The organism is Cellulomonas algicola (genome assembly GCF_003851725.1).
GTDB lineage: Bacteria > Actinomycetota > Actinomycetes > Actinomycetales > Cellulomonadaceae > Cellulomonas > Cellulomonas algicola.
This window is the reverse complement of sequence record NZ_BHYL01000041.1, coordinates 1-20,131: the sequence shown is the minus strand read 5'-3', so window position 1 is coordinate 20,131 and position 20,131 is coordinate 1. Positions and strand designations below refer to the sequence as shown.

21 protein-coding genes, 1 tRNA gene and 1 other RNA gene are annotated in these 20,131 nt (G+C 73.1%); 11 read left to right on the top strand and 12 right to left on the bottom strand.

What is annotated here, in order from left to right; genetic code table 11:
- The 3 genes from CTKZ_RS02860 to CTKZ_RS02850 form a co-directional block, all read left to right on the top strand.
- On the top strand, positions 1 to 763 hold a 763-nt coding region (locus CTKZ_RS02860), incomplete at its 5' end, for an MBL fold metallo-hydrolase (protein ID WP_148090450.1).
- Positions 764 to 784: 21 nt separating this feature from the next.
- The gene (locus CTKZ_RS02855; protein ID WP_124341519.1) at positions 785 to 1,072 is read left to right on the top strand and encodes a DUF6191 domain-containing protein; all 288 of its coding nucleotides are present in this window, start codon (positions 785 to 787) and stop codon (positions 1,070 to 1,072) included.
- A 62-nt stretch (positions 1,073 to 1,134) separates the two neighbouring features.
- Entirely contained in the window at positions 1,135 to 1,542 is a 408-nt protein-coding gene (locus CTKZ_RS02850) for a VOC family protein (protein ID WP_124341518.1), read from the top strand.
- An 81-nt stretch (positions 1,543 to 1,623) separates the two neighbouring features.
- Here the strand turns inward: CTKZ_RS02850 and CTKZ_RS02845 are convergent, their stop codons facing one another.
- From CTKZ_RS02845 to CTKZ_RS02835, 3 genes are all read right to left on the bottom strand, one after another.
- Complete coding sequence (locus CTKZ_RS02845) at positions 1,624 to 1,920, bottom strand: hypothetical protein (RefSeq protein ID WP_124341517.1); 297 nt, start codon at positions 1,918 to 1,920, stop codon at positions 1,624 to 1,626.
- 162 nt (positions 1,921 to 2,082) lie between these two features.
- An RNA gene (gene rnpB, locus CTKZ_RS02840) (RNase P RNA component class A) lies at positions 2,083 to 2,477 on the bottom strand.
- 49 nt (positions 2,478 to 2,526) lie between these two features.
- Positions 2,527 to 2,910 (bottom strand): tautomerase family protein, encoded by a 384-nt coding sequence (locus CTKZ_RS02835; protein WP_124341516.1) that lies wholly within the window; start codon positions 2,908 to 2,910, stop codon positions 2,527 to 2,529.
- Between the two features lie 71 nt (positions 2,911 to 2,981).
- On the opposite strand from CTKZ_RS02835, the gene CTKZ_RS02830 reads away from it, so the two are divergent.
- Together CTKZ_RS02830 and CTKZ_RS02825 are read left to right on the top strand one after the other, a co-directional pair.
- A complete protein-coding gene (locus tag CTKZ_RS02830) occupies positions 2,982 to 3,758 on the top strand; it encodes a YaaA family protein (RefSeq protein ID WP_124341515.1) in 777 nt (258 codons plus the stop codon).
- Positions 3,755 to 4,930 (top strand): SLC13 family permease, encoded by a 1,176-nt coding sequence (locus tag CTKZ_RS02825; RefSeq protein ID WP_124341514.1) that lies wholly within the window; start codon positions 3,755 to 3,757, stop codon positions 4,928 to 4,930. Before CTKZ_RS02830 ends, CTKZ_RS02825 begins: the two co-directional genes overlap by 4 nt.
- Before the next feature lie 38 nt (positions 4,931 to 4,968).
- On the opposite strand, the gene CTKZ_RS02820 is transcribed toward CTKZ_RS02825, so the two are convergent.
- The 8 genes from CTKZ_RS02820 to CTKZ_RS02785 all read right to left on the bottom strand — a co-directional run bounded on the left by CTKZ_RS02820 (position 4,969) and on the right by CTKZ_RS02785 (position 12,100).
- Complete coding sequence (locus CTKZ_RS02820) at positions 4,969 to 6,174, bottom strand: bifunctional RNase H/acid phosphatase (RefSeq protein WP_124341513.1); 1,206 nt, start codon at positions 6,172 to 6,174, stop codon at positions 4,969 to 4,971.
- Complete coding sequence (locus tag CTKZ_RS02815; RefSeq protein ID WP_124341512.1) at positions 6,174 to 6,923, bottom strand: zinc ribbon domain-containing protein; 750 nt, start codon at positions 6,921 to 6,923, stop codon at positions 6,174 to 6,176. Before CTKZ_RS02815 ends, CTKZ_RS02820 begins: the two co-directional genes overlap by 1 nt.
- Positions 6,920 to 8,116 (bottom strand): Nif3-like dinuclear metal center hexameric protein, encoded by a 1,197-nt coding sequence (locus CTKZ_RS02810; RefSeq protein ID WP_124341511.1) that lies wholly within the window; start codon positions 8,114 to 8,116, stop codon positions 6,920 to 6,922. Before CTKZ_RS02810 ends, CTKZ_RS02815 begins: the two co-directional genes overlap by 4 nt.
- A 36-nt stretch (positions 8,117 to 8,152) precedes the next feature.
- Positions 8,153 to 9,007, bottom strand: coding sequence for an MOSC domain-containing protein (locus CTKZ_RS02805; RefSeq protein WP_124341510.1), 855 nt, complete (start codon positions 9,005 to 9,007; stop codon positions 8,153 to 8,155).
- A gap of 113 nt (positions 9,008 to 9,120) precedes the next feature.
- Positions 9,121 to 10,665, bottom strand: a complete 1,545-nt coding sequence (locus CTKZ_RS02800; protein WP_124341509.1) for a P-loop ATPase, Sll1717 family — start codon at positions 10,663 to 10,665, stop codon at positions 9,121 to 9,123.
- 378 nt (positions 10,666 to 11,043) lie between these two features.
- Positions 11,044 to 11,117 (bottom strand) — tRNA-Val (locus CTKZ_RS02795).
- A gap of 96 nt (positions 11,118 to 11,213) precedes the next feature.
- Positions 11,214 to 11,681, bottom strand: coding sequence for a peroxiredoxin (locus CTKZ_RS02790; RefSeq protein WP_124341508.1), 468 nt, complete (start codon positions 11,679 to 11,681; stop codon positions 11,214 to 11,216).
- The gene (locus tag CTKZ_RS02785) at positions 11,678 to 12,100 is read right to left on the bottom strand and encodes a DUF3052 domain-containing protein (protein ID WP_124341507.1); all 423 of its coding nucleotides are present in this window, start codon (positions 12,098 to 12,100) and stop codon (positions 11,678 to 11,680) included. Before CTKZ_RS02785 ends, CTKZ_RS02790 begins: the two co-directional genes overlap by 4 nt.
- 347 nt (positions 12,101 to 12,447) lie before the next feature.
- Between CTKZ_RS02785 and aceE the strand changes: the two genes are divergently transcribed.
- On the top strand, positions 12,448 to 15,192 hold the full coding sequence (aceE, locus tag CTKZ_RS02780) for a pyruvate dehydrogenase (acetyl-transferring), homodimeric type (RefSeq protein WP_124341506.1): 2,745 nt from the start codon (positions 12,448 to 12,450) through the stop codon (positions 15,190 to 15,192).
- Between the two features lie 123 nt (positions 15,193 to 15,315).
- On the opposite strand, the gene CTKZ_RS02775 is transcribed toward aceE, so the two are convergent.
- On the bottom strand, positions 15,316 to 16,002 hold the full coding sequence (locus CTKZ_RS02775; protein WP_225916499.1) for a hypothetical protein: 687 nt from the start codon (positions 16,000 to 16,002) through the stop codon (positions 15,316 to 15,318).
- Between the two features lie 114 nt (positions 16,003 to 16,116).
- Between CTKZ_RS02775 and CTKZ_RS02770 the strand changes: the two genes are divergently transcribed.
- The 5 genes from CTKZ_RS02770 to CTKZ_RS02750 all read left to right on the top strand — a co-directional run.
- Positions 16,117 to 17,403, top strand: coding sequence for a PucR family transcriptional regulator (locus CTKZ_RS02770; RefSeq protein ID WP_124341505.1), 1,287 nt, complete (start codon positions 16,117 to 16,119; stop codon positions 17,401 to 17,403).
- Between the two features lie 98 nt (positions 17,404 to 17,501).
- Positions 17,502 to 18,509 (top strand): ACP S-malonyltransferase, encoded by a 1,008-nt coding sequence (locus tag CTKZ_RS02765; protein ID WP_124341504.1) that lies wholly within the window; start codon positions 17,502 to 17,504, stop codon positions 18,507 to 18,509.
- Positions 18,506 to 19,510 carry a beta-ketoacyl-ACP synthase III gene (locus CTKZ_RS02760; protein ID WP_124341503.1) on the top strand — a complete coding sequence of 335 codons (1,005 nt, stop codon included), beginning with the start codon at positions 18,506 to 18,508 and terminating at the stop codon, positions 19,508 to 19,510. Before CTKZ_RS02765 ends, CTKZ_RS02760 begins: the two co-directional genes overlap by 4 nt.
- A gap of 107 nt (positions 19,511 to 19,617) precedes the next feature.
- A complete protein-coding gene (locus CTKZ_RS02755; protein ID WP_124341502.1) occupies positions 19,618 to 19,866 on the top strand; it encodes an acyl carrier protein in 249 nt (82 codons plus the stop codon).
- Positions 19,867 to 19,959: 93 nt separating this feature from the next.
- A partial coding sequence (locus CTKZ_RS02750) for a beta-ketoacyl synthase N-terminal-like domain-containing protein (protein WP_268904328.1) occupies positions 19,960 to 20,131 on the top strand: 172 nt, incomplete at its 3' end.

Here is a 20,131-nt window from a genome sequence, read left to right as displayed (position 1 = left end):
CTACGCGACGACGTCCAGCCTGGTCGTGGGCGACGACGGCACCGCGCTCGTCGTCGACCCGGCGGTCACGGCCGGCGAGGTCGCCGGTCTCGGGGCGGCCGTCGCCCGCCGCGGGTGGCGGCCCGTCGCCGTGTGGTCGACGCACGCGCACTGGGACCACGTGCTCGACGGGCACGGCGTGCGCGGCCTGCCGCGGTGGCGGGCCGGGGAGCCGGGCACGGTCGACCCGCGGTGGGCGGAGTCGCTGACGCGGTCACGCGACGACGACGCGGCGCTGGCCGCGGTGCTCGCCGGACACCCGCAGGACGCGCCCGCCGACGTCGTCACCCTGCCGCCCGTGCCGTACCCGCACGCGCCCGGGACCGACCGGCTCGACTGGCCCGGCCCCGAGGTCGTCGTCGTCGCGCACGCCGCGCACGCGCCCGACCACGGCGCGCTCGTCGTCGTGCACGCAGGCGTGCTGCTGTGCGGCGACATGCTGTCCGACCGCGAGGTCCCGCTCCTCGACGACACCGCGGCCGACCCCGTCGGCGACTACCGCGCCGGCCTCGACGCGCTCGCCTCGGCGGTCGAACGCTTTGACCTCGCCGCCGTCGTCCCGGGGCACGGCTCCCCCGGCGACCGCGACGAGCTCGACCGGCGCCTCGACGCCGACCGCGCCTACCTCGACGACCTGGTCGCCGGACGGTCCGACGACCCGCGCCTCGCCGAACCGTGGGTGGCCGACGCGCACGCCGCCCAGGTCGCCGCCCTGCACCGCTGAGGCGCGTGCGACCATGGCCGCATGGAGTGGCTGTGGGCTGTCGCGGGCGTGGTCGTCGTGCTCGTCGTCGTCGACCGCCTCGTCGCGCGCGGCCTGTTCGACCGCCGCCGCCCCCGCACCCGCGTGCCGTCGGGGTCGGCGGCGTCCGGCATGTTCGGCGGGCTCGTCGACGTCTTCCAGCCGAGCCGCGAGCACCTCACGCAGGAGCAGGACCGTCAGCGGCTCGACATCCAGCACGCCGGGGACACGGCCCCGGCGGTCGACCTCGACGCCGGCGTGGCGCGGATCGACCCCGGCCGCACCGTCTGACGGCGTCGCGCGAGCCGACGGCTCGACGCGCGGGTCACCGTGCACGCCTCTACGGTCGCGGTGTGCCTCTCCACGTGTCCCAGATCACGATCGACTGCCACGACCCCGTCGCGCTCGCCCGCTGGTGGGCGGACGCGCTCGGCTGGGACGTCCTCGACGAACCCGAGGACGACGACGGGCCGGTCGAGATCGAGATCGCCCCGTCCGACGGGTCCGCGACGAACTGGCTGTTCATCGAGGTACCCGAGGGCAAGGCGGGGAAGAACCGCATCCACCCCGACGTCCGCCCGCCCGACGGCTCCGACCAGGCGAGCGAGCTCGCCCGCCTGCTCGCGCTCGGTGCGACCCCGGTCGACGTCGGCCAGGGCGACGTCCCGTGGCACGTCCTCGCCGACCCCGAGGGCAACGAGTTCTGCCTCCTGCGCAGCACCCCCAGCCAGCTCGCTGCGGCTCAGGCCGCCGCCACCTGAGCCGTACAGGCGTCGTCCGTCGACCTGCTGGTCCGGTCCGGCCGCGAGACCCTCGAGGATCGCGCAGCCGGACCGGCGGTCTCAGAAGCGCAGCGAGCGGTTCGTCTGCCGCGCGGCGGCCTCGCGCTCCTGCTCGGCCAGCAGCCGGTGGCGGGCCGCACGGCCCAGGTAGTAGTCGCGGCGCTCCGAACCGGCCGCCGCGAGCTCGTCGAAGAACAGCGCAGCGCGTTCGTGCACGTCGCGGGCCTCGTCGTGCAGGCGGATCGCGTGCGCGACCGCGTCGTCGCTCGGGAACGTCTCGGAGACGTCACGGAGCACCGACGCCGGCACCGGCGGCGCGACTGGTGCGGGATCAGGTGAGACGTGGATCGTGGCCATGTGGTCCCCCTCGGCGACTCTGCCGTCCAGGTGACGGGCGTGCGCGACCCGGCTCCGACTGCTCCGGAGAGGTCTGCTGCTCATCCTCCGGTCCCCCGGGGCAACCCGCGACCGGAACGGGGATCGTCTCAGCGCCGGGCGGCCGACGACGGCGTGCGAGGGCGGATGAGTCAGTCGATACGCCGGGTTCTGTCCCCGTGCCCGGTTGCCCCGGCACGGGTGGCGACCATCCCTCTACGACGTACGTTGCCGCACGCCTCCAGCGGTCTACCCGGGAGCTCGGGCGGGCCGCCCTCGAACGCTCCCTGTCTGACCTTGCTCCGGGTGGGGTTTACCGAGCCGCACCGGTCACCCGGTGCGCTGGTGGTCTCTTACACCACCGTTTCACCCTGACCGGCGCCCGCGTGCGTGTCTCCACGACGCGGTGCCGGCGGTCTGTTCTCTGTGGCACTGTCCCGCGGGTCACCCCGGGTGGGCGTTACCCACCACCCTGCCCTGCGGAGCCCGGACGTTCCTCGGCAGGCCCGAGGGCCTGACGCGGTCGCCTGACTGACTCATCCGCGCCGAGGAGTCTACCCGCTGGTCATGCGGCCGGAGCAGCGCGGGTCAGACGTCGACGCGGTACGGCAGGACGAGCTCGTCACCGCTGCGGCCGCGGATGCCCCAGTTCTCGGGCGGGCTCTCGACGATGACGACCTCGAGGTCGTCATCGTCGAGGGCGAGGGCGGGCGCGACCGAGTCGAAGAAGGCGGCGACGAGGGCGCGGCGTGCGGCGAGGCTGCGACCGGTGAAGCAGACGATCTCGACGACGAGGTAGGCGTCGGACCGGGGTGCGACGAGGTCCTCGGGGTCGAGCAGGAGGAACCGGTGGAACCGCTTGTCCGCGGGGAGGCCCCATGTGCCGACGAGCGCGGCGTGGATCGCGTCGGACACCTCGCGACGTCGCGTGGACCACACGTCGCGCCGCCCGTAGACCTTGACCTGCGCCATCGCCCCTCCCCCTGCGGCACACGCGTGCCGCTGATGCGGCCGCCCCGGCTCGCGGAGCCTACAGTCAGGGCGTGCTCGTGCTGCTGCCGCCCTCGGAGGGCAAGACGTCGCCTCCCCGAGGGCCGGCGCTCGACCTCGATGCCCTCTCGTCGCCCGGTCTGACGCCCGTGCGGGAGAAGGTGCTCGACGCGCTCGCCGAGGTGAGCCGGCGTCCCGACGCGGCGGCGGTGCTGGGCGTGGGCGCGAGCCTGGCCGACGAGGTGCTGCGGAACACCGTGCTGCGCGAGGCCCCGACGGCCCCGGCCCGACGGGTCTACACCGGTGTCCTGTACGGCGCCGCAGGGCTCGACTCCCTGACGCCGGCGGCCCGCCGACGTGCGCACGAGTCGGTGCGCGTCGTGTCCGGGCTCTGGGGTGCGGTCACGCCCGAGGACCCGCTCCCGGCGTACCGGCTGTCGATGAGCACGGACCTGCCGGGCATCGGGCCGCTCGCGTCCGCGTGGCGGGGACCGCTGGGGGTCGAGCTCGACGCGCGCGCGGACGGCGAGCTCGTCGTCGACTGCCGGTCGGCGGCGTACCTGGCCGCGTGGCACCCGCCGCGTTCCGCGGACTGGGTCGCGGTGCGCGTGCTGCGCGAGGTCGACGGCGTGCGGTCCGTGGTCTCGCACCACGCGAAGCACACGCGGGGCGTGCTCACGCGGCACCTGCTGACCCGGCGTGCGCGTCCGCCGCGGGACGCGGAAGGTCTCGCCGCGGCCGCGTCCGAGCTCGTCGGTGACGTGCTGCTGGCCGTCGAGCTGGGTCCGCCCGCGCGCGGTGCGCGCACGCTGTCGCTCGTCGTCGCGTGAGCGCTCCGGCCCGCCGGGGCTTCCCGTGGTGGGCGGTCGCCGCCGTCGTCGTCGTGGTGCTCCCGGCCACCGGGCTGCTGCCCGCCGACGACGCGCGCACGCTCGCCGAGCGCACGCTGCCGATCCTGCTGTTCCTCGCGGCGCTCACGGTCGTCGCGGAGACGAGCGCGGGCGCGGGGCTGTTCGACGCGGCCGCAGGGCTGGCCGCCCGGGTGGCGCGGGGTCGACGCGTCGTGCTCTGGCTGCTCGTCGTGGTGCTCGCGACGCTCTCGACCGCGGTGCTGTCGCTCGACACGACCGCGGTGCTCCTGACGCCGGTCGTCATCGCGCTCGCGCGGCACACCCGCACGTCTCCCCTGCCGTTCGCGCTCGCCGTGCTCGCGCTCGCCAACACCGCGTCGCTCGCGCTGCCCGTCTCGAACCTCACCAACCTGCTCGCCGACCACGCCATCCGGCGGGCGGGCGCGTCGTTCCTGCCGCTCATGTGGGCGCCCGCGCTCGTGGCGATCGTCGTGACGGTGGCGATCCTGGCCGTGCGCGACCGCCGGCACCTCGGCGGCACGTACGAGCCGCAGAAGCCGTCGCCCGCGCCCGACCGGACGCTGCTGCTGCTCGCCGCGGGGGTCACCGGCCTGATGGCCGTGGGCTTCGTCGCCGGTCTGCCGCCGGCGCCGCTCGCGACCGGTGCCGCCGTCGTCCTGCTCGTCGCGACCCGCGTGCGACGACGCCCCTGGCCCGTGCCGCCGTCGCAGCTCGTCCCGTGGCGGACGCTGGTCGTCGTGCTCGGGCTGTTCGTCGCGGTCGAGACCGCGCACGCGCACGGCCTCGGAGCGCTGCTGCACGACCTCGCGGGCGACGGGGACGGCGCCGGCGAGCTGCTGCGGCTGGCCGGCGTCGCCGCGCTCGCGTCGAACGGCGTCAACAACCTGCCCGCGTACCTGGCGCTGGAACCGGCCGCGGCCGGTGACCCGCTGCGGCTCGCGGCGCTGCTCATCGGCACCGGTGCGGGTCCGCTCCTCACGCCGTGGGGCTCGCTCGCGACGGTGCTGTGGTGGCACCGGTGCCGTCAGGTCATGCTCGACGTGCCGGCGCGCACGATCGTGCTGCAGGGTGCTCTGCTGGCCCCGCCGGTCGTCGTCCTCGCGGTCCTCGCGCTCGCCGCGGCGCACTGACCGGGCGCGGGCCGCACGCCACGGGCCCGACAGAGGGCCTACCAGCCCTCGCTCGGCACCCCGACGACAGCGATCTCGTGCCGCTTGTCGGCGAAGAGCCGCACGATGCTCACGGACGCGGGCGCGACGCGGAGCTGGCTCCACGACCCGGGCTGCGCGCCCATCGCGACCCCGAGCGCCGCACGGATCGCGACCGCGTGGCTCACGACGACGACGGTACGACCGCGCCCCTCCGCGATGAGGTCGTCGAACACGTGCTGCAGCCGGACGCCGACGTCGGCGATCGACTCGCCGCCGGGCGGGGGCACGTCACCACGCGTGTGCCAGGGCTCGAGCTCGCCGGGCCAGCGCTCCTCGATCTGCTCCGCGGTGAGGCCCTGCCACTCGCCGAAGTCGGCCTCCTTGACGAGGTCGACGGTCTCGACGGACAGCTTCAGCCGCTCCGCGATGATGCCCGCGGTCTGCTGCGTGCGGACCATGGGCGACGCGATGATCTCCGACGGGTACTCGATGTCGCCCCACAGGTCGTGACCGATGCGGTCGACGAGCACCGCGGCGGCACGGGCCTGCTGCTGCCCGCGCTCGTCGAGCGGCGGACCGGGCTCGGACGAGCCGGAGTACCCGCGCGAGACGGTCATCGCGGTCTGACCGTGCCGCACGAGCACGACCGTGACGGGCTTCTCCTCGTCGAAGCGGACGCCCGCACCGGACGGTCGTGGCGCGCGGCCCGAACCGGGGTCGCCCGCACCCGTCGTCGCGGACTGCGTGCCGCTGCCGGTCGGGTCGGTGCTCGGCGGGGTGAGCGGGCCGGTGCTGGCGTCGTCGGTCACCAGCCCACTCTCACGGTCCATCGCGAGGTTCGCCAGCCGGTCGGCGGCGGCGTTCTGCGCGCGCGGCACCCACGTCCACGTGACGTCCGCGGGGTCGACGAGCGTGTGCACCTCGTCGGCGAGGCGGCGCATGTCGGCGTGCTTGATCTTCCAGGTGCCGCGCATCTGCTCGATGACGAGCTGCGAGTCCATGCGCACCTCGAGGCGCGCGGCGGGGTCGATCGCGAGCGCCGCCCGCAGCCCGGCGACCAGGCCGGAGTACTCGGCGACGTTGTTCGTCGCGACGCCGAGGAAGTTCGCGCGCTCCGCGAGCACCGTCCCCGTGTCGGCGTCCCGCACCACCGCGCCGTACCCGGCGGGCCCGGGGTTGCCCCGCGAGCCGCCGTCGGCCTCGACGACGAGCCGGCGGGGCATCAGACCGCGGCGGCCGGCTCGGGCAGCCGCACGAGGATGCGGCCGCACTCCTCGCAGCGCACGACCTGGTCCTCGCCCTTCGAGCGGATCGCGTCGAGGTCGAGCGGGTTCAGCTCGAGGCGGCAGCCCTCGCACCGACGGCCCCGCAGCGGCGCGGCACCCAGACCGCCGAGCTGCCCCCGCAGCCGCTCGTAGAGCGTCACGAGGCCCGCGTCGAGGCCCTCGGCCGCCGTCGCGCGCTCGCCCCGGACCCGCTCGGCGTCCGCGTCGATCGTCCGGAACGCGGCGTCGCGGTCGGCCGCGACCGACTCGTTCTGCGCGACGAGCGCGTCGTACGCCTTCGTCACCTCGGCGAGCGCACCCTCGTGCGCCTCGAGCCGCTCCATGACCTCGAGCTCGACCTCCTCGAGGTCGCCCTGGCGGCGCGCGAGCGACGCGAGCTCGCTGGTCAGCGCCTGGAGGTCCTTCGCGCTCCCCTGCCCCGAGTCCAGACGGGCCTGGTCGCGGGCCGCGCGCGAGCGCACCTGCTCGACGTCGGCCTCCGCCTTCGTGAGCTCGCGGCGCAGGTCCTCGGCGGCCGTGCGCGACGTGACGAGCGCGGTGTGCAGGTCGGCGAGCTGCGCGTCGAGCTCCAGCAGCCGTGCGAGCTCGGGCAGCGTGCGGCGCTTGTGCGCGAGCTGGTCGAGGCGCGTGTCGAGCTCCTGGACGTCGAGCAGGCGGCGCTGGTCCGCCGCGGGGGCAGTCGTCACGGGTGTCCTTCCGGCGGGAGGGGGGCGGGCGCGGCGACGCGGCCCGTCCAGGGGTCGGTGCTCAGGGTGCTGACCCGGGTCTCCACCGTAGTGCCCGCGGCGGCCAGGTCCGTCTCCAGGTCGCGCGCCGCACGGGCCAGCCACGGCCACTCGGACGCGAAGTGCGCGAGGTCGACGAGGTACGGCGGGGCGTGGCCGTCGCGCGCCTCGAACTCCGCGCGCTCGCGCAGCTCCGAGGCGGGGTGGTGACGCAGGTCGGCGGTGACGTACGCGTCGACGCCGGCCGCCCGGACCGCGTCGAACAGCGAGTCGCCCGAGCCGCCCACGACGGCGACCCGTGCGACCCGCCCGTCGGCGTCCCCGGCGTACCGGACCCCCTGCGACGTGGCCGGGACCGCCGCGGCCACGTCGGCGGCGAACGCGGCGAGCGTCGTCGGACGCTCGAGCCACCCGACGCGGCCGATCCCCGTCGCCCCGGGCCAGGACGCCAGCTCCAGCACGTCGAACGCCGGTTCCTCGTACGGGTGCGCGGCGCGCAGCGCGGCGACCACCGCGGACCGGAGGCGCCGCGGCGCGACCATCTCGACGCGCGCCTCCACGACGCGCTCGACCTCGCCGACCGTGCCGATCGCGGGCGACGCGCCGTCGAGCGGCGTGAACGTCCCCTCGCCGGTCGTCGTCCAGGCGCACCGCGCGTACCGGCCGATCGCGCCCGCCCCCGCCGCGGCGAGCGCATCGACGAGCGCCTCCGCGTCGCGGACCGGCACCATCGCGACGACCTTGTCGAGCGCCTCCGACGCCGCGGCCTGCAGCGGCGTGCGATCCACGAGGCCCAGGGCGTCGGCCAGCGCGTCGGCGACTCCCCCGACCGCGGCGTCGGCGTTCGTGTGCGCGGTGTAGAGCGCGACGCCCGACCGGACGAGACGGTGCAGCAGCGCGCCCTTGAAGGTGGTCGCCGCGATCGAGTGCACGGGCCGCAGCAGCAGCGGGTGGTGCGTGACGACCAGGTCCGCACCCCACGCGACGGCTTCCTCCACCACGTCCGCGACGGGGTCGACGGCGAGCAGCACCCGCCGGACCTCCTGCTCCGGGTCCCCGGCGACCAGCCCCACCGCGTCCCACGACTCCGCCGTCGACGGCGGGTAGCGGCGCTCGAGCGTGCGGACGACGTCGGCCAGACGAGGGGCGGTCACGTCACGCACGCTACCGGCGGCGACCCGCGCACCGCGTCAGCGCAGCGGAGTCACGGTGTCGCCGACCGCGACCTGTCCCGTGGTCATGGGCACCATCCGCACGCCGAACCACGTCTTCCCGTCCTCGCGCCGGTGCCGCGCGAGCGTCCGGATCGGCTCCTTCGTCGTGACCAGCGCGTCGAGGTCGATCGTCGTCAGGCTGCACCGGTCGCACCGCTCCGCGAACCGCAGCTCCACGTCGCCAGCCCGCAGCCCGGTCCAGCCGTCCTCCTCGAACGGCTTCAGGTCCCCGCCGACGACGAGGTTCGGCCGGAACCGCTCCATCGGCAGCGGCGCCGGCGGCTGCGGCGACCCCGTCGGGTCCGTCGTCTCGAGCACCCGGTCCGCGATCCACCCGTTGAGCGCCGCCATCGACGCCTCCGTCGTCACCAGTAGCGGCCCCGCGTCAGAGAGGTTCAGCGCGTCACCGGGCCGGCCGCCGTGAAGCTCGCTGACGGCCCGCCGCCGCGGGTCGTCGAGCCAGAGGAGCCGGACCGCCCGCGCGAGGACCGTCGACAGCCACGCGTCCGCCTCGGCACCGGCCGCGGTCGCGCGGTCGAGCCGCGACAGCGCGACGGGCGTGTCGGGCGCCCGGTCGTCCGGCTCGGCGACGACGAGATCCTCCGTACCGGGCGCCGTCAGCCGGACCGCGCGGTCGAGCGGCTGCACGCGGACACCCAGCATCCGTGGCTGCTGGCGGGCCGTCTGGACGGTGCCGTCGGCGGTCACGACCATCCACCGCCGGTCGCCCGCGAGCCCCCACGGCTCGACGCGCGCCGACGGCACGTCCGCGCCGCCCAACGACTTCACGGGGAACACGTGGAGGGATGAGACGACGGGAACGACAGACACAGCGCGACGCTAGCAAGCCGCCAACGCATAGGTGTTCGGCCAGTCGAAGAACCCGCATGCGCTCTATGGTGCTTGCCTCTGGGCACAGCGCGCTGCATACACGCCAAGGTGCTCTACGAACTCGCAGCTACCGAAGGGGAAGGATCGCTATCTCGCCGAGCGGACCGTCCCGACCGTCGCGCTGCGCGAGGCGCTCGAATGGCCGCTCGATACAGACGCGGAATAATATAGCGCCCCCCGTTCACTCCGATGACCCCGGAGAGCACGAGGACCTCGATCGCCGCGTCCTGTTCAGTTCGCGAAGCAGCGGCCAGACCAAGCGCTTCGAGCAGCGCGTCGCGGTGATCGTAAGTGTTCGGTTTACGCTCCAACGCTGACACAAGCGGATGCGTCGCCGGAAACTCGTTGAGCACCGTATCGGTCAATCGCTTTCGAGACAACTTTCCGAGGGAACTTGTTATGTCGGCCTCTCGAAGGAGGGGCGTCTCGGTATCTAGGACTTTAGGTGCAGTACCTGCAGAATCCGCTTCATTGACTCGATCAAGCGCCATCTGAAGAAGCGCCACGACATTGCGTGGATTGAAGCCACGATGTGCGTCGCAAGTCCACTCGCAGATCTTCTGGAGTCCGTTCATGTCTTCTGGACCCGACAGCTGCCTGGGCATTATCTTCTCCCACGCTGACTTCTCCGGAGACTGAGACAAATCGCAGTCGGGCCAGGCCTCTCGGAATCGCGCACTTGCGAGCAGGCGCCTGCCCACAATCGACTGGATTTCTCTGTTGCCCCACTGTAGTTCGGCAGACCGTAGATGCGTCGAGTTCGTGAATGCCGAGTCGTGCGTCATGCGTCGCATGAGATCGGTACGAAGGAAGATCTTCAATCCAAACCTGCGGTCCAGGCCAAGAGAACTTACGACATCAAGGTGTGTTCGTAGTAGGGCACGCAGTGCGCGCCGTTCGACCGCCGAGTCGCGCGTAAAGCATTCATCAAGTCGGTCGATGGCGATCCACAATCGGCGTCCTTCAGCCCTCAAGATCCCGTCACAGGTCGCAATGAGAGCGATGAAGTCTGCCACTTCGAGACTTACGGGGTTGCGCGGCTGCGCCGAGCCAGCCACGTCAAACTTCAAACTGAAGGTGGTGGTCCCGGATGCGTCCGTGGTCATGGACGGCTCAAAGGTTGCAGCCTCTTTGATTTTCTGGAGTAGCGACCTTGGCTTAACGTTAACCTCCAGAACGCCGAGCAGCTCGAGAATCTCAACAACATCCTTGACCGCGCGACCGGAGATGTCCGACTTCCTGAAGCGCCGGACCACCTCATTGCCGAGTAGGGCGGCGATGTATGCAGCCCAAATGGCTCGAAGTCGCGCTTCGCTCGAATCTTCCTCAAATAAAGATTGGAATATCGGACCGCCTGTAGGATTCACGGCTCGAACAACGTCCACGTCGCTGAGTTCCGCGTAGGTGTGCGCCTGTTCTGTAAGCCGCCGGTAGAGCGCCGACTTTCCCGTCCCCTTCAGTCCAGTGACAAGGTCAATTTTGTCGGCAACAAGTCTAGAGAAGACCGTCGTCTGCACGAATGCGCGCTCCAACACGGAGTCGTTCTCCGCGGCGTCGCTACCCAGGTCCAGATCTTCCAGGAGCTCTCTGATCAGCATCACCGAAAAGTACGCCCGCAGAGACGGCCTTCACAACGAACCTGCCGACCGGCGCGTCGCAGCGGCTAGCGCACAGGCGAGTCGGGAGCACCGCAGGTCAAGTCGCTGCCGACCTTCTAGAACGACGCCGTCGCGCCAGACAGCTGCCAACCGCCTAGACACGTCGGTACGCGCCCGCCCGCAGAGCGAGGCTGTGCGGGGCGTCTCGCTCCGCAGACCGCCCGAACGGGCTACGGACTCAGGCCATCGCAACCACTCGCACCATACCGGGCTTGAGCCAGGGATCGCTCAAAAGCGCTAGTAGTACGAACGGAGCGCCCCGCGCGTCGGCGAGAACCATCCGACGCGACTGCCACAACCCCGTCTTCTCGTCTGCGGTGGGCCCGGCCGGTTTCGAACCGGCGACCTCCGCGGTGTAAGCGCGGCGCTCTGACCAGCTGAGCTACAGGCCCCTCGTCGACACGCGCGAGGTCGTGCGACGGGCGCACAGACTACCGGTGCACGACGGCCGGCCCGAGGGGCGCCCTGGCGTCCGGTCGGCGCACGCGTCAGGCGGCGAGGGCCGCGATCGCCGCGCGGTAGGCGCCGAGGTCACGGGCCTGGCCCGCGGGGTTGACGACGGACCACCGCAGCACGCCGTCGGCGTCGACGAGGAAGGAGCCGCGCAGCGGCCGGCCGGCCTTCTCGTCGAAGACCTCGTAGGCCCGGGCGACGTCGCCGTGCGGCCAGAAGTCGGAGAGCAGGTCGAAGCCGTAGCCCTCCTGCTCCTTCCACGCGCGGAGCGTGAAGGTCGAGTCGCACGAGACGACGAGGACGCGCACACCCCCGGCGTCGAAGGCGGCGATGTTGTCGCGGATCTCGCACAGCTCCCCGCGGCACGTCCCGGAGAACGCGAACGGGATGAACACGACGACGACCGGGGTGCCGCGCAGGGCCGACAGCGTCACGGGCGTGCCGTGCGTGTCGACGAGCGTGAAGTCGGGTGCGAACTCGCCGAGGACGGGCGTCGCGGTCACTTGCCGCGGCCGCGCGTGCCGAGGCGCGTGGCGGACCAGTCGGCGGCGATGGCGAACGTCGTCATCGCGTGCAGGCCGGACGTGGTGGCGGCCTCCTCGATGTCGCTGTGCGACACGTGGCCCGACCGGCCGGACTTCGGGGTGAGCACCCAGATGGGGCTGTTGTCCTCGAGGACGGTCATCGCGTCGACGAGGAAGTCCGTGAGGTCGCCGTCGTCGTCGCGGAACCAGATGAGGGCGCCGTCGGTGACGTCGTCGTAGTCCTCGTCGACCAGCTCGTTGCCGGTGACCGCCTGGAGGGCGGTGCGCAGCTCCTCGTCGACGTCGTCGTCGTACCCGAACTCCTGGATCACCTGTCCTGCGGTGAACCCCAGACGCGCTGCCACCTGCGAGGCGGCGTCGTCCGTGCTGGATGACACGTCCCGACCGATCCCTTCGTCGCGTCGCCCCCGGCGGGACGACCTGCTGATGTCCGCACACCGTAGCCCACCGCACGGTGGCGGGCCCTGGCAAGACGTCGACCCGGACGGGCGTGTCCGACCGGTCCGCCGACCGCTCCGGCACGCGAGTCGTCCCACGACTGTCGCGGACGTCACGTGGCCCGAGTGCCGGGACGGTGTGACTTTGTGCCCGGCAGGGGCCGACAATGGGCCGACTACCCGCACCTGCCGCAGCGCGCCCCACGTGCTCGGACCAGGGTCGGGCCGAGATGCGCGCCGGGGCCACGAGGCTCGCGCGTGCGGACGAGAAGGCAGAAGGAGCACCGGTGGCTTCCATCGACGAGACGGGCCCGCTCATCGGCGGCCTGCTCAGCCAGGTCCCCGACATCGACCCCGCCGAGACCGGCGAGTGGATCGAGTCGCTCGACGGGCTCATCGACGACAAGGGTGGTCCGCGCGCCCGCTACGTGCTGCTGAGCATGCTGCGCCACGCGCGGCAGCGGAACGTGGCCATCCCGGCCTCGCTGAACACGCCGTACGTCAACACGATCGCGGTGCACGACGAGCCGTACTTCCCCGGCGACGAGGTCATGGAGCGGCGCTACCGCTCGTGGATCCGCTGGAACGCCGCGGTCATGGTGACGCGCGCGCAGCGTCCGGGCATCGCGGTCGGCGGGCACATCTCGTCGTACGCGTCGGTCGCGACGCTGACCGAGGTCGGCCTCAACCACTTCTTCCGCGGCAAGGACCACCCGGGCGGCGGTGACCAGGTCTACTTCCAGGGTCACGCCTCCCCCGGCGTGTACGCGCGCGGGTTCCTCGAGGGCCGCCTGAGCGAGCACCAGCTCGACGGGTTCCGCCAGGAGCTGTCGCACCCGGGCGGCGGCCTGCCGTCGTACCCGCACCCGCGCCTCGCACCGGACCTGTGGGAGTTCCCGACGGTCTCGATGGGCCTCGGCCCGGCGTCCGCGATCTACCAGGCGTGGACCAACAAGTACCTGCACCTGCGCGGCATCAAGGACACGAGCCAGCAGGACGTGTGGGCGTTCCTCGGCGACGGCGAGATGGACGAGCCCGAGTCGCGCGGCATGCTCCAGCACGCGGCGCAGCAGGGCCTCGACAACCTCACGTTCGTCGTGAACTGCAACCTGCAGCGCCTCGACGGGCCGGTCCGCGGCAACGGCAAGATCATCCAGGAGCTCGAGGCGCAGTTCCGCGGCGCCGGCTGGAACGTCATCAAGGTCATCTGGGGCCGCGAGTGGGACACCCTGCTCAACGCCGACAAGGACCGCGCGCTCGTGCACCTCATGAACACGACGCCCGACGGCGACTTCCAGACGTACCGCGCGGAGAACGGCGCGTTCATCCGCGAGCACTTCTTCGGTCGTGACCCGCGCACCAAGCAGCTCGTCGAGAAGATGACGGACGACGAGATCTGGGCGCTCAAGCGCGGCGGCCACGACTACCGCAAGATCTACGCCGCCTACAAGGCCGCCCGCGAGCACACGGGCCAGCCGACGGTCATCCTGGCGCACACCATCAAGGGCTACGGCCTGGGCTCGGGCTTCGCCGGGCGCAACGCCACGCACCAGATGAAGAAGCTCAAGGCGGACGACCTCAAGACGCTGCGCGACTCGCTGCACATCCCGATCACGGACGAGCAGATCGACGAGAACCCGTACGTCCCGCCGTACTTCCACCCGGGCCCCGACGACGAGGGCATCCAGTACATGCTGGAGCGCCGCCGTCAGCTCGGCGGGTTCGTGCCCGAGCGCCGCTCGACGCACAAGGCGGTCACGCTGCCCGAGGCGAAGGTGTACGAGGGTCTCGCGAAGGGCTCGGGCCACCAGGAGGTCGCCTCGACCATGGCGCTCGTGCGCCTGTTCAAGGACCTCGTCAAGGACAAGGAGTTCGGTCACCGCCTGGTGCCGATCATCCCGGACGAGGCCCGCACGTTCGGCCTGGACTCGATCTTCCCGAGCGCGAAGATCTTCAACACGAACGGCCAGAACTACATGGCCGTCGACCGGGAGCTCATGCTCTCGTACAAGGAGTCCGAGTCCGGGCAGATCATGCACACGGGCATCAACGAAGCCGGTTCCGCAGCCGCGTTCCAGGCCGTCGGCACGTCGTACGCGACGCACGGCGAGCCGCTCGTGCCGTTCTACTTCTACTACTCGATGTTCGGGTTCCAGCGGACCGGCGACCAGTTCTGGGCGGCCGGCGACCAGATGGCCCGCGGGTTCCTCATCGGCGCGACCGCCGGTCGGACGACGCTGACGGGCGAGGGCCTGCAGCACGCCGACGGCCACTCGCCGCTGCTCGCGGGCACGATGTCGCACGTCGTGCACTACGACGCGGCGTACGGGTACGAGCTGCGCCACATCGTCAAGGACGGCATCGAGCGCATGTACGGGGAGGGTGACGGCCGCGACAAGGACGTCATCTACTACCTGACCGTCTACAACGAGCCGATGGTCCAGCCGGCCGAGCCCGAGGGCGTCGACGTCGAGGGCATCCTCAAGGGCATCTACCTGCTGTCGCCGGCCGAGGGCGACGGGCCGCGCGCCCAGATCCTCGCGTCGGGCGTGGCCGTGCCGTGGGCGCTCGAGGCGCAGAAGCTGCTCGCGGACGACTTCGGCGTGCGTGCCGCGGTGTGGTCCGTGACGAGCTGGAACGAGCTGCGCCGCGACGGCCTCGCCGCGGACCAGCACGACTACCTGCACCCGGGCGAGGAGCCTCGCCAGGCGTACCTCACGCAGAAGCTGCAAGGTGCCGAGGGTCCGTTCGTCGCGACGTCGGACTACGACCACCTGGTCGCCGACCAGGTGCGCGCGTGGATCCCCGGCACGTACGCGACGCTCGGTGCGGACGGCTTCGGCTTCTCCGACACCCGCGCCGCCGCGCGCCGTCACTTCAAGATCGACGGCCCGTCGACCGCGGTGCGGGTGCTGCAGCAGCTCGCGCGGACCGGCGCGGTCGCGGCCGACGCCCCGGCGCAGGCCATCGAGCGGTACCGCCTGCACGACGTCACCGCCGGCACGTCCGGCAACACGGGCGGCGACTCCTGACGGTCGCCGTCACCTGACGGACGAGGGCCCGCGACGGATCACCCGCCGCGGGCCCTCGTGCTCTCCGGCGCTCCGGGCGCCGCCGTCGGCCGCACCGCGCACAGGCGACGCGGGGCTGCGGTGTCAGGTACCGGGGATCGTCTGCTCGGCGTGCGCGACCGCGCGCGCGAGCTCGTTGCGCAGGTCGGCGACGGCCGCCTGGTCCGGGTAGAGGTCGAGCGAGCCGAGGTGCTGCTTCGCCTCGAGCGGGCGGCCCGCCTCGATCGCCGCGAGCACCAGGTGCCGGGCGACCTCGGGGTCGTGCTCGCGCGGGCGCCAGTGCCCGATGCCGAGGCCGAGGGCGTCGACGGGCTGGCCCGCGCTGCGCAGGAGCGCGAGCGACTCGACGAGCGCGCGGCCCGACGGGTCCCGCTCGGACGCCGTGGTCAGGCGCCGCAGCGTGCCCTCGTGGTCGTCGCGGACGGAGAGCCGGGCGACCTCGATGAGCGGGTACCAGGCACGCGGGTTGCCGGCGAGCTCCTCGCCGAGCGCCCAGACCGCGAGGTCGGCGGCGCGCTCGCGCTCGGTCTCGTTGCCGGGCGCCGTGAGCGGGTCCTCCTCCGAGCCGGACTCGGCGGCGCGACGCCGCACGATCTCGGCCAGGGCGCGGAAGGCGCGCTCGTTGTTCGGGTCGTCGCTGAGCATCGACCGCAGGGCGTCCTCGTGCAGGGTGTCCCCCCGCCGCGCGGCGGTGGTGGGTCGTCGGGCTCCGACGCGCGAGGCGGAGCTCGGGCGGCGCATCAGCTGTCGCAGTCGGGGCAGGAGAGCCATGTCGTGACCTTAGCCGTTGACCGGGCGGGGCACCCGGCCCGTCTCCGGGCCGCTCCCTGACCCCTGCGCGCGCCTTTGTCGACTTCCCACAAGCGCGCCTCCTATGCTCCCCCTATGCCCGGACCTTCGCACGGCGGACGCCCGCCGACCGGCGCGCAGGCCGTCCGGCCCGCCGACGCCACCCCGCCGCGCAGCCGCACCGTCGACGCCCCGAAGGGTGGCGAGGCCACGGCGAACGCCGAGACGCAGCGGCGCGTGCGCGAGGGCTCGGGGCTGCTCGCGGCCGCGGCGATGCGGCGCCTCGACGAGGACCTCGACTGGTACCGCGCGCTGCCCGCGGAGGACAGGTCGTGGGTCGGGCTCGTCGCGCAGGCCGGCATCACCGCGTTCGTCACGTGGTTCATGGACCCGACCCGCCCGCCGCACGGCGTCGGCGACATCTTCGCGACGGCACCGCCGGAGCTGACGCGCTCGATCTCGCTCCAGCACACGCTCCAGCTCGTCCGCGTCGTCGTGGACGTGGTCGAGTCGAACAGCGACCGGCTCGCAGCACCTGGTGACGAGCGCTCGCTGCGCGAGGCCGTGCTGCGCTACTCGCGCGAGGTCGCGTTCTCGGCCGCCGAGGTCTACGCCCGAGCGGCCGAGGTCCGCGGTGCGTGGGACGCGCGGCTCGAGGCGCTCGTGGTCGACGCGATCGTACGCGGAGACGTCGACGACGCGCTCAGGTCGCGCGTCGCCGCGCTGGGGTGGAGCGGGCGCGGCTCGACGCTCGTGATCGTCGGCACGACCGCGTCGCCGCTCGACGACGTGCGGGCCGCGGACCTGCGCCGGGCCACGCGCCGCGCCGCCGACGACGCGCTCGTCGGGATCCACGGCGACCGGCTGGTCGTGCTGGTCGGCGGTGAGGGTGACCTGCGGGCCGCCGTGACGGCGCTGCTCCCTCGGTTCGGGCCCGGTCCTGTCGTCGTCGGGCCCGAGGCGCAGGACCTCGCGGACTGCGCGCGGGCGGCCCGTGCTGCGCTCGCCGGGCTGGCCGCCGCCGCCGCGTGGGCGCAGGCGCCCCGACCGGTGCAGGCCGACGACCTGCTGCCCGAGCGCGTGCTCGTCGGCGACGTCACCGCGCGGCGTGCGCTCGTGCACCGTGCGTACGAGCCGCTCGCCGCGAGCCAGGGGTCGCTGCTCGAGACGCTGTCGGCGTACCTCGGCACCGGACGGTCGCTCGAGGCCGCCGCGCGCACGCTGTACGTGCACCCCAACACCGTGCGGTACCGGCTGCGCCGGGTCGCGGACGTCACGGGCTGGGACCCGCTCGACGCACGCGAGTCGTACGTCCTGCAGACCGCGCTCGCGCTCGGCCGGCTCGACGCCGCGGGCGTGACCTCGATCGTCGAGCGCCCCTGACCGGTCCGCACCGTTTGTAGGGTCCGCACAACACCGTCCGTGAACGTTGGTGTGCGTCACGAGCCCGGAGGGCACCGACGGCACGGCAAGGTGGACAGGTGCTCGTCGTCGTCTGCCCCGGACAGGGTGCCCAGTCCCCCGGCATGCTCGCCCCCTGGCTCGAGCTGCCCGTCGTCGCGGAGTCGGTCGACCGCTCGTCGCGGACCGCCGGTCTCGACCTGCGTGCGCACGGCACGACCTCGGACGCGGACACGATCCGCGACACCGCGGTCGCGCAGCCGCTGCTCGTCGCGTCCGCCCTCGCGAGCCTGCGCGCGGTGCTCGAGGTCGACGCGGACTCCCCGCTCGGCACGGCCGCTGCGGGCGTCGTCGGCGCGACCGCCGGTCATTCGGTGGGCGAGCTCGCCGCCGCGGCCGTCGCGGGCGTGCTGACCGACGACGAGGCCCTCGCGCTCGTCGCGGTCCGCGGTGCCGCCATGGCCCGCGCCGCCGCCAGCACGCCGACCGGCATGAACGCGGTCCTCGGCGGCGACCCGGACGAGGTCCTCGCGGCGCTCGCCGCGCACGGGCTCGTGCCCGCCAACGTCAACGGCGGCGGTCAGGTCGTGGCGGCCGGCCCGCTCGACGCGCTCGCCGCGTTCGCCGCCGCCCCGCCCGCCCGCGCACGGGTCGTGCCGCTCCAGGTCGCCGGCGCGTTTCACACGCAGGTCATGGAGCCCGCCGTCGCTGAGCTGCGCGCCGCAGCCGACGGCATCACGCCCGGCGACCCGGTCGTGCCGCTCCTCACCAACTCCGACGGGACCGTCGTCCCCGACGGCGCCCGCGCGCTCGCGCTGATCGTCGCGCAGGTCGCCAACCCCGTCCGCTGGGACCTCTGCCAGGAGACGCTGCTCGCGCTCGGCGTCACCGGCCTGCTCGAGGTGGCCCCGGGCGGGGTCCTCACAGGCCTCGCGCGGCGTACGCTGCCGGGGATCGAGACGGTCGCCGTCAAGACGCCGGCCGACCTCGACGCCGCCCGCGACCTCGTGCGCCGCCACGGCGCCGCGTCCGCGTCCGCGTCCGCGTCCGAGGGCACCACCGCGAACACCCAGGAGCAGCCGTCGTGACCCGACCCACCCTGACGCAGGCCACCGGACCGGCCCACACCCGGATCCTCGGCATCGGCGGCGTGCGCGGAGAGCGCGTCGTCCCGAACGACGACCTCGTCGGCCCCATCGACTCCTCGGACGAGTGGATCCGCCAGCGCACGGGCATCGTCACGCGCCGCCGCGCGGGTGAGAGCACCGACGTGCTCGACCTCGCCGAGGGTGCCGCGCGCGCCGCCCTCGAGAACGCGGGCCTGACGGGCGCCGACATCGACGCCGTCATCCTCTCGACCGTCACCTACTTCCACCAGACGCCCGCGGGCGCCGCGATCGTCGCCGACCGCATCGGCGCGACGCCGGCCGCCGCGTTCGACATCTCCGCCGCGTGCGCCGGCTACTGCTACGGCATCGGCCAGGCCGACGCGCTGGTCCGCGCCGGCACCGCGCGCCACGTGCTCGTCATCGGCGCGGAGAAGATGAGCGAGTTCGTCGACCCGACGGACCGCACCATCTCCTTCCTGCTCGGCGACGGCGCGGGCGCGGTCGTGATCGGCCCGTCCGACACGCCCGGCATCGGCCCGACGATCTGGGGCTCCGACGGCGGCCAGGCGCAGGCGATCCGCCAGACGCACTCGTGGCTCGCGACGCGCGACGAGGGTGCCGGGTGGCCGACGCTGCGCCAGGAGGGCCAGTCGGTCTTCAAGTGGGCGGTGTGGCAGATGGCGCCGGTCGCGCAGAAGGCCCTCGACGCCGCGGGCGTGACCGCCGACGACATCGAGGCGTTCATCCCGCACCAGGCGAACATGCGGATCATCGACCAGATGATCAAGCAGCTGAAGCTCCCCGAGTCGGTGGTCGTCGGCCGCGACATCGCCGACACCGGCAACACGTCCGCCGCGTCGATCCCGCTGGCGACCGAGCGCCTGCTGCGCGAGGGCCAGGTCCCCAGCGGCGCGCTCGCGCTGCAGATCGGCTTCGGCGCCGGCCTGGTCTACGCCGCGCAGGTCGTGGTCCTGCCCTGATCCACCGCGGCCCGGCGCACGTCGGGCCCGCCCCGCCCCCGGGGAGCGGTCCACCCTCGGGCTGTACCGTTCGTCCGACCCTTCCAGCAGTCACCAGAGGAGACACCATGGCGTACAGCGAGCAGGAGATCCTGGCCGGTCTGGCCGAGATCGTGAGCGAGGAGACGGGCCTGCCCGCCGACTCGGTCCTGCCGGAGAAGTCCTTCACCGACGACCTCGACATCGACTCGCTGTCGATGATGACGATCGTCACGCTCGCCGAGGAGAAGTTCGACGTGCGCATCCCCGACGACGAGGTCAAGAACCTCACGACCGTGGGTGACGCCGTCTCGTTCATCGCGGGCGCGCAGTCCTGAGCCTGCCGTGACCCGGGCACCGTCCCGGCGCCGCCGCGGGCGCACCGCCGCCGGCGCCGGGACGGGCCACCCCCATCGCCACCAGGAGCACCGATGAGCCACGCAACCGACGTCGTCGTCACCGGACTCGGCGCCACCACGCCGCTCGGCGGGGACGTGCCCTCGACGTGGGCCGCCGCCCTCGCCGGTGAGTCCGGGGCCCGCACCCTCGACAACGACTGGGCCGAGACCTACGGCATCCCCGTCTCGTTCGCCGCGACCATCA

Excerpts from the sequence above, each read along its gene's own strand:
- CTKZ_RS02775 (WP_225916499.1), bottom strand. The coding sequence starts at position 16,002 with ATGGCTCTCCTGCCCCGACTGCGACAGCTGATGCGCCGCCCGAGCTCC.
- CTKZ_RS02755 (WP_124341502.1), top strand. The coding sequence starts at position 19,618 with ATGGCGTACAGCGAGCAGGAGATCCTGGCCGGTCTGGCCGAGATCGTG.
- CTKZ_RS02770 (WP_124341505.1), top strand. The coding sequence starts at position 16,117 with ATGCCCGGACCTTCGCACGGCGGACGCCCGCCGACCGGCGCGCAGGCC.
- CTKZ_RS02835 (WP_124341516.1), bottom strand. The coding sequence starts at position 2,910 with ATGGCGCAGGTCAAGGTCTACGGGCGGCGCGACGTGTGGTCCACGCGA.
- CTKZ_RS02820 (WP_124341513.1), bottom strand. The coding sequence starts at position 6,174 with ATGCCCCGCCGGCTCGTCGTCGAGGCCGACGGCGGCTCGCGGGGCAAC.
- CTKZ_RS02800 (WP_124341509.1), bottom strand. The coding sequence starts at position 10,665 with ATGCTGATCAGAGAGCTCCTGGAAGATCTGGACCTGGGTAGCGACGCC.
- CTKZ_RS02845 (WP_124341517.1), bottom strand. The coding sequence starts at position 1,920 with ATGGCCACGATCCACGTCTCACCTGATCCCGCACCAGTCGCGCCGCCG.
- CTKZ_RS02855 (WP_124341519.1), top strand. The coding sequence starts at position 785 with ATGGAGTGGCTGTGGGCTGTCGCGGGCGTGGTCGTCGTGCTCGTCGTC.